Source organism: Pseudomonas sp. IT-P258 (assembly GCF_949767825.1).
GTDB lineage: Bacteria > Pseudomonadota > Gammaproteobacteria > Pseudomonadales > Pseudomonadaceae > Aquipseudomonas > Aquipseudomonas monachiensis.
Map to the genome: position 1 here is coordinate 1 of NZ_CATKPU010000043.1, position 13,856 is coordinate 13,856.

Annotated in this window: 9 protein-coding genes; 7 read left to right on the forward strand and 2 right to left on the reverse strand. The window is 59.7% G+C overall.

All coding sequences use genetic code 11. The features are described 5' to 3' along the window. Positions 1 to 3,414, reverse strand: a 3,414-nt coding sequence (locus ACM6G4_RS15935) for a retention module-containing protein (protein ID WP_414914073.1), incomplete at its 3' end; no start/stop codon positions are given. Between the two features lie 356 nt (positions 3,415 to 3,770). On the opposite strand from ACM6G4_RS15935, the gene ACM6G4_RS15940 reads away from it, so the two are divergent. The 7 genes from ACM6G4_RS15940 (at position 3,771) to ACM6G4_RS15970 (ending at position 12,742) form a co-directional block, all read left to right on the forward strand. Then, complete coding sequence (locus tag ACM6G4_RS15940; protein ID WP_414914074.1) at positions 3,771 to 5,120, forward strand: TolC family outer membrane protein; 1,350 nt, start codon at positions 3,771 to 3,773, stop codon at positions 5,118 to 5,120. A gap of 42 nt (positions 5,121 to 5,162) precedes the next feature. Beyond that, positions 5,163 to 7,319, forward strand: coding sequence for a type I secretion system permease/ATPase (locus ACM6G4_RS15945; RefSeq protein ID WP_414914075.1), 2,157 nt, complete (start codon positions 5,163 to 5,165; stop codon positions 7,317 to 7,319). Beyond that, positions 7,309 to 8,673 (forward strand): HlyD family type I secretion periplasmic adaptor subunit, encoded by a 1,365-nt coding sequence (locus ACM6G4_RS15950; RefSeq protein WP_056727009.1) that lies wholly within the window; start codon positions 7,309 to 7,311, stop codon positions 8,671 to 8,673. Before ACM6G4_RS15945 ends, ACM6G4_RS15950 begins: the two co-directional genes overlap by 11 nt. A gap of 383 nt (positions 8,674 to 9,056) precedes the next feature. After that, a complete protein-coding gene (locus tag ACM6G4_RS15955) occupies positions 9,057 to 9,944 on the forward strand; it encodes a TauD/TfdA dioxygenase family protein (RefSeq protein WP_414914076.1) in 888 nt (295 codons plus the stop codon). 18 nt (positions 9,945 to 9,962) lie between these two features. Beyond that, complete coding sequence (locus ACM6G4_RS15960) at positions 9,963 to 10,988, forward strand: ABC transporter substrate-binding protein (RefSeq protein ID WP_056727007.1); 1,026 nt, start codon at positions 9,963 to 9,965, stop codon at positions 10,986 to 10,988. A gap of 5 nt (positions 10,989 to 10,993) precedes the next feature. Continuing rightward, entirely contained in the window at positions 10,994 to 11,854 is an 861-nt protein-coding gene (locus tag ACM6G4_RS15965; protein WP_056727006.1) for an ABC transporter ATP-binding protein, read from the forward strand. Between the two features lie 21 nt (positions 11,855 to 11,875). Beyond that, positions 11,876 to 12,742 (forward strand): ABC transporter permease, encoded by an 867-nt coding sequence (locus ACM6G4_RS15970; protein ID WP_414914077.1) that lies wholly within the window; start codon positions 11,876 to 11,878, stop codon positions 12,740 to 12,742. A gap of 109 nt (positions 12,743 to 12,851) precedes the next feature. Here the strand turns inward: ACM6G4_RS15970 and ACM6G4_RS15975 are convergent, their stop codons facing one another. Beyond that, positions 12,852 to 13,817: an RHS repeat-associated core domain-containing protein gene (locus ACM6G4_RS15975; protein ID WP_414914078.1), complete on the reverse strand. Its 966-nt coding sequence runs from the start codon at positions 13,815 to 13,817 to the stop codon at positions 12,852 to 12,854. Between the last annotated feature and the right edge of the window lie 39 nt (positions 13,818 to 13,856).

Below are 13,856 nucleotides of genomic sequence, written 5' to 3' on the forward strand. Positions count from 1 at the left end.
AATGGTGACTGTGTCGCCATTGCTCAGGGTGACCTTGAGGTCGTGATCGAGTTTCTGGTCGACCTTGACGGTGAAGGTCGGGGCGAGGTTTTCCTGTACGCCGCCATTGCCTTCGATGCTGACGGTGACCTTGTCGCCTTGGCCTGATGGCTCATCGGTGACCGTGGTTGCGACCTCGGTCTGACTCAGGGTCAGTTTTTCGAAGTTGTCCGCGCCAGTAACGCTCTCGAGCTTGTTGACGATCGGCGCCTGGCCGCCGGTGAAGACGTCGTCGGCAGCAGTGATGGTTGCAGAGCCGGAGGTCCCGTTCGCTGGAACAGTTACCTTCGTACCGTCGGAGAGGGTGAAAGTGAGTTCACCGTGATTGTTCAGCGGCAGACCGGCTGCGTTGGTCAGGGTCACGGTGTAGGTGACTTGGCCGCCTTCAGCCACGGTGGACTTGTCCGCGGTCAAAGTGGCGATGACTTCGCTGACGGTGTCGTTGATAGCAACCGATGCTGGACCACTAATGACCAGATTCTCAAAAGTCTTACCGGCAACGCTAGCATCAGCGATACCCAGCGAGGCGCTGCCGCCATCCTTGTAGACGTCATCACCTTGCGCCGGCAATGCATAGCCAACTTGAGTTGCGCCTGCGGCGATGACCACCGTCTGGCCGTTGCTGAGTGTCACCGTCAGGTCGTGATCCAGCTTCTGGTCGAGTTTGATGGTGAAAGTCGGTGCCTGGTTCTCCAGCACCGGACCAGCGCTTTCGATGGTAACGGTGACCGTGTCATTCACATCGGAAATCGTGGTGACTGCTGGAGTGTTGTTGAGCACCAGGTTTTCGAAGTTGCCGCCGGTGGTACTGGTGATGGTGGTGCTGACGGTGCTGCCATTCACATAAACGTCATTCGCCGCAGTCGGTACGTTGACGCTGCCGCTAGTCTGGCCCGCTTCGATGGTGATGACCGAGCCGTTGCTCAAGGTTACGGTCATCGGCGTGCCGGCCGGATTGCTCAGGGTGGCGGTGTAGGTGATCTGGCCACCTTCGGTGATGTTGCCGGTAGCCGTGAGGGTCAGCCCGGTGTTGTCCACGGAGTCGGTGATGGTGGTCACGGCCGGGGTGGTGTTGGGCACCAGGTTTTCGAAGTTGCCGCCGGTGGTGCCGGTGATGGTGGTGCTGACGGTGCTGCCATTGTTGTAAACGTCATTGGCCGCCGTCGGCACGTTGACGCTGCCGCTGGTCTGGCCCGCTTCGATGGTGATGACCGAGCCGTTGCTCAAGGTCACGCTCATCGGCGTGCCGGCCGGATTGCTCAGGGTGGCGGTGTAGGTGATCTGGCCGCCTTCGGTGATGTTGCCGGTGGCGGTGAGGGTCAGCCCGGTGTTGTCCACGGAATCGGTGATGGTGGTCACGGCCGGGGTGGTGTTGGGCACCAGGTTTTCGAAGTTGCCGCCGGTGGTACCAGTGATGGTGGTGCTGACGGTGCTGCCATTGTTGTAAACGTCATTGGCCGCCGTCGGTACGTTGACGCTGCCGCTGGTCTGGCCCGCTTCGATGGTGATGACCGAGCCGTTGCTCAAGGTCACGCTCATCGGTGTGCCGGCCGGATTGCTCAGGGTGGCGGTATAGGTGATCTGGCCACCTTCGGTGATGTTGCCGGTAGCCGTGAGGGTCAGCCCGGTGGTGTCCACGGAATCGGTGATGGTGGTCACGGCCGGGGTGGTGTTGGGCACCAGGTTTTCGAAGTTGCCGCCGGTGGTGCCGGTGATGGTGGTGCTGACGGTGCTGCCGTTGACATAAACGTCATTCGCCGCAGTCGGTACGTTGACGCTGCCGCTAGTCTGGCCCGCTTCGATGGTGATGACCGAGCCGTTGCTCAAGGTTACGCTCATCGGCGTGCCGGCCGGATTGCTCAGGGTGGCGGTGTAGGTGATCTGGCCACCTTCGGTGATGTTGCCGGTAGCCGTGAGGGTCAGCCCGGTGGTGTCCACGGAGTCGGTGATGGTGGTCACGGCCGGGGTGGTGTTGGGCACCAGGTTTTCGAAGTTGCCGCCGGTGGTGCCGGTGATGGTGGTGCTGACGGTGCTGCCGTTGACATAAACGTCGTTGGCCGCCGTCGGTACGTTCACGCTACCGCTGGTCTGGCCTGCTTCGATGGTGATGACCGAGCCGTTGTTCAAGGTCACGCTCATCGGTGTGCCGGCCGGATTGCTCAGGGTGGCGGTATAGGTGATCTGGCCGCCTTCGGTGATGTTGCCGGTGGCGGTGAGGGTCAGCCCGGTGTTGTCCACGGAATCGGTGATGGTAGTCACGGCCGGAGCGGTATTCGGCACCAGATTTTCGAAGTTGCCGCCGGTGGTGCCGGTGATGGTGGTGCTGACGGTGCTGCCATTCACATAAACGTCATTGGCCGCCGTCGGTACGTTCACGCTGCCGCTGGTCTGGCCGGCGGCAATGGTAATGCTCGAACCGTTGGACAGAGTGACGGTTACTGGCGTCTGCGCCGGGTTGGTCAGTGTCGCGGTGTAGGTAATCTGACCGCCTTCGGTGACGGTATTGCCGGCCGTCAGGGTGACTGTGGTGGCGTCGACGGTATCGGTGACCTGGGTCACGGCCGGGGTAGTCGGCGGCGTCACTGTGATGCCGTTGCCGCCGCTGGTGCCGGTGACAGTTACTTCGATCTGGGTCGCGTCATTATAGACAGTGTCGTTCGCAGCCAATGGAACGTTGACGGTGCCGGTGGTCGAGCCTGCGGGAATCACGATCACGGCGCCGTTGGACAAAGTAACGGTCAGGTCGCTCAGCGGTGCCTGGGTCAGGGTCGCGGTGTACACCAGCACGCCACCGGCCTCGGTGATGGTCGGCGTGGCACTGAGGCTGAGGACTGATTCACTCGGGGTATCGGTGTTGGTATTGAAATTGGCGTTGACGTTGGCATTGGTGGTCTGGCCACCCGGGATTTCCAGGGTCGTTTGCCCGGCAGAGTTGATACCCGCGGTCGGGAAGCCAATGGTCGGGTCGACGCGGCCAGCCGTAGCATCGAGCATCACGAAGCTGTGACCGCCACCGGCGGCACCACCAGAACCCGACGCCGTCGGACCCGCAGCGGTGGCTTCAAGGTCTTTGGTCGGGTCGGCACCGGCGATAATGGCTTGTTGCAGCTCATCAACGGACGGCGCCGCCTGCGCGGTGGCGGCTGCCAGATCAGTGCCTGAGTCCGGGGCGTCAGCGCTCCACTGGGTGTCACGGCCCAGATCCAGGGTGCGGCCATCGGCCAGTTCCAGGGACACTGCACCGGAAAGGCCAGTGTCGATCTGATCGCCGGCAAACAGCTTGTCGCCTTCAACGAGAACGCGGCGGATGCCCTCGGGGGACACCACGAAAACCTGACCAACAATGCTTTTGACGATGGCAACAACACTGCTCATTGAAGACTCTCCGGGGTGTCACGTTCAGTTGACTTCCATAGACCTGATGGCATCTGCGCCGACCAGACTGGACGTACATTGCAAAATAGATGCACAAGTTTGACGCATTAATTCGTCAATAATTTGGCTATATTTTTTCGCTATTAACTTTATGCCAAACTATTGACCTTCTGGATCCCATCCTAAACAATCGTCCCAGTAATGTCACATTGATATTTAAGCTGTGACCTGTCCTCGGTATGTGATCCAGTTCCGCTTTTGAACTTTCCGACATACGGTCATTACGCTTGCCATCTTCCGACACAGCTCGTTCTTTTGCTGTGATTCAAGACAAGAAGTCCTGGGAAATTCCTACAATGCGTTCGCCTTTGTTCATGGCTCTACCTTTCGTCCTTTCCGCGTCATTCATCCAGGCGCAATCCTTACCAGAAGCCATGCAACAAGCGCTGGATGTCCATCCGGAGGTCCAGGCGGGCGTCAACAGCCGATTGGCAGCGGACTATCAGTTGAAAGCTGCGAAGGGGGGGTACTTGCCACGGGTCGACCTGCTGGGCGGTTATGGTCGTGAAGGCACCGATAGCGTGACGACGCGAGACGGCGGCAACAATCACTTCGAAACCCTGAATCGCAGTGAGTCAAGTTTGCGACTGACCCAAATGGTCTTTGACGGTTTTGCGACGTCCAGCGAAGTCGGGCGTCAACAAGCCACCGTCAACTCCCGCGCCTACTCGCTGCTGAGTACCTCCGAGCGTACCGGGCTGACCGTGGCCCAGGTCTATCTCGACGTACTGACTCGCCGCGAATTCGTGCGCCTGGCCGAGGAAAACCTCAAGAGTCACCAACGCATTTACGACCAGATCCAGTTGCGCACCCAGCGTGGCGTCGGCAGCGGCGCCGACCTCGATCAGGCCGAGGCGCGGATGGCCCAGGCGCGCAACAACCTGATCACCGAGCAGACCAACCTGGCTGACGCCGAAACCAACTACCTCTCCGCTGTCGGCCAGATGCCGGATCAACTGGAGCGCCCGGCGAGTTTCATGGCGCTGATGCCGGCAAACCTGAATGAAGCCCGTGCACAGATGCTGGAAAACAGCCCGATCCTGCGCTCGGCCGAATCCGATATCGCCGCTGCCGAGAAGCAATACGACACGGCCAAGTCGACTTTCTACCCGCGCTTCGATGCTGAGTTGGGTCGCTCCGCGGACAACGACATTGATGGTCAGAACGGCCACAACAACGAATGGCAAGCCATGCTGCGCATGCGCTTCAACCTGTATGCCGGCGGCAGCAACAAGGCCGATCTGGAATCCAAGTCCTACCTGTCCAACCAGGCGCTGGACATCCGCAACAACGCCCTGCGCCAATTGAACGAAGAGCTGGGCCTGGCCTGGAACGCCCTGAACAATGCCAACGCGCAGGTGCCGATCGCCCAGCAATACGTCGATCACAGCACTGCCGTGCGTATCGCTTACCAGCGTCAGTTCAGCCTCGGCGAGCGTACCCTGCTCGATTTGCTCGACAGTGAGAACGAACTGTTTTCCTCCTCTCGCCGTCTGGCGGAGATCAAGAACATTCAGTTATTTACTCAGTACCGAATCAAGGCGACCATGGGCGAGTTGCTCAAGAGCCAGGGAGTGGTCGCACCATTGGCATCCGTTGTGCAGAACGACGTGAAGCCCAAGGTCCAATTGCCCGGTATGAATTGAGCAGGACCTTCGTTGTTCAATTGTTAGCCAAGAGTGCCGAGCGTGGAATCAGAAGTCAGTCGGGTTCAACTCATTCATGATCCGCGCGCGTTGCATGACGATCCGTTACTGGATGGTCTGCTCGCTCTTTGCATGCTGCATCAGAAACCTGCCAGCGCGGCAATGCTGACCACCGGCCTGCCGTTGTTCGAGCAGCGCTTGACTGTTGAGTTGCTGCCTCGTGCGGCCGCTCGCGCGGGGCTGCAAGGCCGGGTGCTGCAACGCAAGCTGGAGGATATTCCGGCGATTGCCATGCCGGCATTGTTGCTGCTCAAGGACAGTCGCAGTGCCGTCCTGCTCGGCTGGCAAGGCGAAGATCAGGTGCGGGTGCTGCTCAGCGAAAGCGATGGCGGTGAGTCTCTGGTCAGCCGTGAACTGCTGGCCGACGACTATATCGGCAAGGTCTTTTTCGCCCAGCCGCAGCACAAGTTCGACGTCAATCACGGCACGCTGATTCCGCGTGCGCGCTCGTGGTTCCGCGATACCCTCAAGCGTTCGCGCTGGTTGTACGCCGACGCGATCGCCGCCAGTTTTCTGATCAACATCATTGCCATGGCCGCGCCGTTGTTCGTGATGAACGTCTACGACCGCGTCGTGCCGAACCAGGCCGAAGCGACGCTCTGGGTGCTGGCGCTCGGCATCACGGGCGCCTACCTCTTCGACCTGATCCTGAAAAGCCTGCGCAGCCTGTGCCTGGATCTGGCCGGCAAGAAAACCGACCTGATCATCTCGGCCACGCTGTTCGAGCGCATCGTCGGCATGGCCATGAAATATCGGCCGGCGCGGGTCGGCAGCTTTGCCCAGAACATCCATGAGTTCCAGAGCCTGCGGGATTTCCTCGCCTCGCTGACGCTCACCAGTCTGATCGACCTGCCGTTCACGATTCTGATCTTTATCGTCATCGCGATCCTCGGCGGGCACCTGGTGTGGATACCGGTGTTGGCATTCCCGATCGCCCTGGCCATCGGCTATGCCTTGCAGAAACCCCTGGTGGCGACCATGGAGCGGACCATGGCGCTGGGGGCCGAGCGTCAGTCGAGCCTGATCGAAACCCTGGCCGGCCTGGATGCGGTGAAGGTCAACAACGCCGAAAGCGAACGCCAGTATCAGTGGGAACAGACCATCGGCACCCTCAGTCGTCTTGAGTTGCGGGTGAAAATGCTCTCCGGCCTGGCGATGAACATCACCTTGCTGATCCAGCAGCTGGCCGGGGTGATCATGATCGTCTTCGGCGTGTACCAGATCATCGACGGTCACCTGAGCATGGGCGGCCTGATTGCCTGCTACATGCTCAGTGGCCGTGCACTCAGCCCGCTGGCGTCGCTGTCCGGGCTGCTGACTCGTTATCAGCAGGCGCGGGTGACCATGACCTCGGTCGACCAGATGATGGAGCTGCCACAGGAGCGCAATTTCGAAGAACGTCCGCTCAGCCGCAAGGTGCTGCAGGGCGGCATTGAGTGCCGCCAGCTCAACTTCACCTACCCGCAACAGCAGAACCTGGCGCTGAAGAACATCAACCTGTCGATCAGTCCCGGCGAGAAGGTCGGCATCATTGGCCGAAGCGGCTCGGGCAAGAGCTCGTTGGCGAAATTGCTGGTGGGGTTGTACCAGCCAGATGACGGCGCGCTGTTGGTCGATGGAGTGGATATCCGCCAGATCGACGTCAGCGAGCTGCGCTACAACATCGGCTACGTGCCACAGGACATTCAATTGCTCGCCGGCACCTTGCGCGACAATCTGGTTTCCGGCGCGCGGTATGTCGAGGACGAACTGGTGCTGCAAGCCGCAGAGCTGGCCGGCGTCCACGAATATGCGCGTCTGCATCCGCAGGGCTATGAGCTGCAAGTCGGTGAGCGCGGGCAGAACCTGTCCGGTGGTCAACGACAAAACGTCGCCCTGGCCCGTGCATTGTTGCTCAACCCGCCGATCCTGCTGCTCGACGAGCCAACCAGCGCCATGGACAACACCGGCGAAGAGCGCCTCAAACAGCGCCTGGCGGCTGTGATTGAAAACAAGACCATGGTGCTGGTGACGCACCGGGCGTCGCTGTTGTCGCTGGTGGATCGGCTGATCGTGGTCGACCGCGGGCAGATACTCGCTGACGGCCCGAAAGCCGCGGTGATGGAAGCATTGAAGAAGGGGCAGATCAGTGTTGCTTAAGTCGGGTAAGGATTCGATCCGTCGCTACTTCAAAGGCACTGCTTCACTTCAGGGCCAGCCGCTACCTGAGGTCAACAAGGCGTTGATCGAGGATGCGCCACGGGTGGTGCGACTGACGATCTGGGCGATCATTGCGTTCTTTGTGTTCCTGATGCTCTGGGCCAACTTCGCGGTAATCGACGAGGTGACCAAGGGCGACGGCAAGGCGATCCCATCGTCGAAGATCCAGAAAATCCAGAACCTTGAAGGCGGTATCGTTGCCGAGCTGTTCGTCAAGGAAGGCCAGATCGTTGAAGCCGGCGCACCGCTGATTCGCCTGGACGACACGCGATTTGCTTCGAACGTCGGTGAAACCGAGGCTGATCGGTTGTCGATGCTGCTGCGGGTAGAACGCCTGAGCGCCGAGGTCGAGGATCGCCCGCTGAACTTCCCCGAGGATGTGCTCAAGGCCGTGCCGGGTCAGGCCAAGAGTGAAGAATCGCTCTATATAAGCCGCCGCCAACAGTTGCACGACGAGATTGGCGGCTTGCAGGAACAGTTGATCCAGCGCCAGCAAGAGCTGCGCGAATTCACGTCCAAGCAGGCGCAGTATCGCCAGCAATTGGGCTTCCAGCGTCAGGAAATCAGCATGTCCGAGCCGTTGGTGGCCCAGGGCGCGGTATCGCCGGTGGAAGTTCTTCGCCTCAGGCGTGCCGAAGCGGAGACCCGTGGTCAGCTCGACGCCACCACCCTGGCCATTCCGCGTGCCGAATCGGCAATCAAGGAAGTGCAGCGCAAGGTCGATGAAACCCGTGGCAAGTTCCGTAGCGAAGCCCTGACCCAACTCAACGAAGCGCGCACCGACCTGAACAAGGCCCAGGCCACCGGTAAGGCTCTGGAGGATCGGGTCAGCCGGACGCTGGTCACTTCGCCAGTGCGGGGCATCGTCAACAAGCTGCTGGTCAATACCATCGGCGGGGTTATCCAGCCGGGCAGCGACCTGGTGGAAATCGTGCCACTGGACGACACCTTGCTGGTCGAGGCGAAGATCCGCCCGCAGGACATCGCGTTCCTGCATCCTGGGCAGGAAGCGACGGTGAAATTCACCGCCTATGACTACACCATCTACGGTGGGTTGAAGGCCAAGCTGGAGCAGATCGGCGCCGACACCATCACCGATGAAGATAAGAAGACCACTTACTACATCATCAAGCTGCGCACCGACCGCAGCCACTTGGGCACCGATGAAAAGCCGTTGCTGATCATTCCGGGGATGGTGGCTTCCGTGGACATCATCACCGGCAAGAAGACCGTGCTGAGCTACCTGCTCAAGCCGATCATTCGCGCACGGGCCGAGGCCCTGCACGAGCGGTAATCTTCATCAAGGCTAATGACCTCATCGTCGGAACGCCGCCCGGAGCAAGCTCGCTCCCACAGTCGATCTGTGTTGAAACGCAATTTTTGTGTTTCCACTGACCCCTGTGGGAGCGAGCTTGCTCGCGATAGCGTCCGCCCAAACACCACAACCCTGTCAGAAAGTGACAAATAACGTCACACCGCGATTCCTCCATTCCCTTAGCAATCGCCATATAGTTATTCGTTAACGGTATTTAAATTTCAATTCTTATATCTATAAAGTTAATCCCCTGCGTACCTGCCGACCAATCGGCGCGCCGCACGACACGAACCAACACGGGACCTCCGTGAGTTTCTGATCGACGCGCGCGCCTTTGAGCGTGCCGTGCGTGGGAGTGATTTATGTCTGCAGCTTCAGCTTCGCCAAGCATCGCGCCACAATTCTTTGAGATCCGCCCGTTCAGCGGAGCGGTGGGCGCCGAGATCATCGGTCTCGATTTGTCCCTTCCGATCAATGATCAGGATTTCGCCCGCATCCACCGCGCGCATCGGGATCATCACGTGGTCGTGTTCCGCGACCAGCGCATCACCCCTGAACAACAGATCGACTTCAGCCGCCGTTTTGGCGTGTTGCAGATCCATGTGCTCAAGCAGTTCCTGCTGGCGAGGCATCCGGAAATCCTCATCGTGTCCAACATTGTCGAAAACGGCCAGAACATCGGTCTCGGCGACGCCGGCAAGTTCTGGCATTCCGATCTCTCCTACAAGGAGCTGCCGAGCCTGGGCTCGATGCTGCATGCCCAGGAGCTGCCGTCGGAAGGTGGCGACACATTGTTCGCCGATATGCACAAAGCCTGGGACAGCCTGCCGCTCGCGTTGCGCAAAGCCGTGGAGGGTCGCTCGGCGGCGCACTCCTACACGGCGCGTTACAGCGAGACCAAGTTCGAAGGCAACTGGCGTCCGACCCTGACCCCGGAGCAACTCGCTCAGGTCGCCGAAGTGGTGCATCCGGTGGTGCGAACCCACCCGGAAAACGGCCGCAAGGCGTTGTTCGTCAGCGAAGGGTTCACCACCCGTATCGTTGGCCTGCCGGAAGACGAGAGCCAGCAACTGCTGACCGAGCTCTACGCCCACAGCGTGCTGCCGCAAAACATCTACCGCCATCAATGGCAGCCCCATGACCTGGTGTTCTGGGACAACCGTTCGCTGATCCACCTCGCCGCCGGATGCCCCAGCCATCTGCGCCGCAAGCTGTATCGCACCACCATCCAGGGCGACGCGCCTTTCTGATTTGCCGGAGATCTGATCATGTCCAAACGTCTTCCATTCGCACCGCTGGCCGCGGCCATCGGCCTGGGGTTCAGCCTGGTCGCCGGCAGCCTGGTGGCGCCGACCGTGGCCCACGCCGAAGGTGAAATCCGCATTGCCGAACAGTTCGGCATCGTTTACTTGCTGCTCAATGTGGTGCGCGATCAGAACCTGATCGAGAAGTATGGCAAGCAGGAAGGTATTGATATCAAGGTCGACTGGACCCAGCTCTCCGGCGGCGCGGCGGTCAACGATGCGTTGCTGTCGGGCTCGATCGACATTGCCGGCGCCGGTGTCGGCCCGCTGCTGACCATCTGGGATCGCACCCACGGCAAGCAGAACGTAAAAGCCGTGGCTTCCCTGGGTAACTTTCCGTACTACCTGGTGAGCAATAATCCGAAAGTCAAAACCATCGCCGACTTCACCGAGAAGGACCGTATCGCGGTGCCGGCGGTGGGTGTGTCGGTGCAGTCGCGCTTCCTGCAATACGCGGCGGCCAGACAGTGGGGCGACAAGGAGTTCAATCGCCTCGACAAGTACACCATCGCCGTTCCACATCCTGATGCCACGGCAGCGCTGGTAGCCGGCGGCACCGAGCTGAGCGGGCACTTTTCCAACCCGCCGTTCCAGGATCAGGAACTGGCCAATCCCAACGTGCACGTGGTGCTGAACACCTATGACCTGCTCGGTCCGAACTCGCCGACGGTGCTGTTCGCCACCGAGAAATTCCGCAATGAGAATCCGAAAACCTACAAGGCATTCATTGATGCGCTGACCGAAGCGGCCACGTTTGCCCAGAACGACAAGGGCGCGGCAGCCGACACCTATATCCGCGTTACCAAGGCCAAAATCGACCGCGCCGCGTTGCTGAAAATCATCGACAACCCGCAGTTCGAATTCAGCGTCACGCCGAAGAACACTTACCCGTTGGCCGAGTTCCTCTACCGCGTCGGCGCGATCAAAAACAAACCGGATTCATGGAAGGACTACTTCTTCCAGGACGCCAAGCCGCTGCAAGGGAGCTGACCGACATGAATGCCCCTTTGCAAGGCCACACGGTCAGCAAACCGATCGCGGCAGCCCAGGCGCTGCTGTCGGTCGATAACGTCAGCCTCGAATACCGCACGCCGCAGCGGGTAGTGCGGGCGACCCATCAAGTCAGTTTCGAGATCGATCCGGCGGACCGCTTTGTCCTGCTCGGGCCATCCGGTTGTGGCAAGTCGACGTTGCTCAAGGCCGCCGCCGGCTTCATCCAGCCAGTGGAAGGCGAGATCCGTCTGCAAGGCCAGCGCGTCGATGCGCCGGGACCTGACCGGATCGTGGTGTTCCAGGAGTTCGACCAACTGCCGCCGTGGAAAACCGTGAAGCAGAACGTGATGTTTCCACTGCTGGCCTCGAAAACCCTCAAGCGCAGGGAGGCCGAAGAGCGAGCGCTGCACTATCTGGAAAAGGTCGGCCTGGCGGCGTTTGCCGATGCCTATCCGCACACCTTGTCAGGCGGGATGAAGGCCAGGGTCGCCATCGCCCGTGCGCTGGCGATGCAGCCGAAAATCCTGTTGATGGACGAACCCTTCGCCGCCCTTGACGCCCTGACCCGGCGCAAGATGCAGGAAGAATTGCTGCTGCTCTGGGAGGAAGTGCGCTTCACGCTGCTGTTCGTCACGCACTCTATCGAAGAGGCGCTGGTGGTGGGCAATCGCATTCTGTTGCTGTCGCCCCATCCGGGCCGGGTGAGGGCGCAAGTCCACAGCCACCAATACGATTTGCACAGCCTCGGCGGTGTGGCGTTTCAGGAATCGGCGCGACGTATTCACCGGCTGCTGTTCGACGAAGGCCAATCACCGCAAGCCGAACATGAACTGGATTTCGCCGACATCCGCATCGCTTATTGAGCCAGTTGAGAGGAGGGTCCGATGAGCTATTTATCATCCCCGCGTGAAGAGTTCGAAACGGTTTTGCAGCCGCTGACCAGCGTGCCGCTGGAGCGGGAATTACCCCTGGGCCAACGACTGTGGCAACAAGGTTGGTTGCGTAAAACCCTGATCCTGATCTTGCTCGCCGTGCTTTGGGAAGCCGTTGCGCGGTATCAGAACAACGACCTGCTGCTGCCGGGTTTTGTGCAAACCGCACACGCCTTGTACGACGGCCTGCTCAGCGGTGAATTGCTGGGTAAGGTATGGATATCCCTGGTGGTGTTGCTCAAGGGTTACCTGATCGGCATCGTCCTGGCGTTTGCCCTGACCACACTGGCGGTGTCGACGCAATTCGGTCGCGATCTGCTTAGCACCCTGACCTCGATGTTCAACCCCTTGCCGGCCATCGCCCTGCTGCCGCTGGCGCTGTTGTGGTTTGGGTTGGGCCAGAACAGCCTGATTTTCGTGCTGGTGCATTCGGTGCTCTGGGCACTGGCGCTGAACACCTACGCCGGCTTCCTCGGCGTCTCGGAAACCCTGCGCATGGCCGGGCGCAACTACGGCCTCAAGGGCATGCGCTTCGTGCTGTTCATCCTGATTCCGGCGGCACTGCCGTCAATTCTCGCCGGGCTGAAAATCGGCTGGGCGTTTGCCTGGCGGACGTTGATTGCTGCCGAGCTGGTGTTTGGTGCGACCAGCGGCAAGGGCGGGTTGGGCTGGTACATCTTTCAGAATCGCAATGAGCTGTACACCGACAAGGTGTTTGCCGGGTTGGCGGTGGTGATTCTGATTGGGTTGCTGGTGGAGAACCTGGTGTTTGATTCGTTGGAGCGGGTGACGGTTAGGCGGTGGGGGATGGTGCGGTAGAGGAGGATAAGGTTGGTGGGACTACCCAGTCCGTGCAGCCGCATGCGGAAGACAGCTCTCCCAACCTTACCTAATACATTCGTTACTGCTTTGCGTTATAGCCTGGCTTTTAGTTTGGCGGCGGAACAACGACTATTAGCGGCGGAGGTGGTGGGACCGCTGGTTGTCTTATCGCCTGAATCGGATGAGCAAGATCTATTACAGGATAGTTGACGTGAGGAGCTCCGCTGGCCACTACAAAGGTTCTGCCCCGTTGCGATTCCGCGAAAGTATTGGCGTTCCAGAGCTTGAGTTTGGACGTTGCCTTTTCGTAACTCGGTGGTGATCCAAAATTACTCGGTCTTCCCGATAAGGTTTTAGCGTGACTTTTCCCCACCACAGGAATAGAGCGCTTCGAACCTGATGAAGCAGGTTCGATTGACACGTGATTGGGAAAGCTGTCAGTTCCCCATTTTGCTGTTCCGTGTAACTCCCCCCCATCGTTTCCCCAATTGATCTTGGGCTTCTTGCCGCCAATATAGTCAGCGGCGTCGGCAAGCGCGGACATGTCACTTGTTTTCGCAAATTTCTGACCTTTATGCATAGCGCGCGCTGCGGCAGCACCGTCTGCAATGCTCACGATATTTTTTGGTACTGGAACAGCCCGATAATTGGGCAAATGAAATTCCGAAGCCAGACTGCGTAACTTGGCAATCAAGGTTTGCCAACTATGCCCCGTCGGATCCACCCGATTCACCGGATCCCCCACGCAATACATATACGCATTCAACCCACCCCCACGAAACGGGCTCCAGCTGTCCGGACTATGAAAACGCATCAACCGCGGGTTGTAGGCGCGGTAGCCGTTACCCAGCAAATACCAACCGATATCCGCCTCACGTAACTGGCCATTGAACCCCAGCCGTGTCTCGACTTTCTGCTGCGCGGACTGCTCGCCGTAGGCGGAGTAACCGATGGTTTTGGTTTGGCCATCGACGATTTCGCCAATGATGGATTGGCTGCGGTCGGTTGCCAGCAGCACTACCCGAGGGGCGCTGCGGGTGCCTGAATCATCATCAGGTTTGGCTTGGCTCATATCGGGAGCTTCGTGGAAGGGGGGCGGGCCTTGAGTATT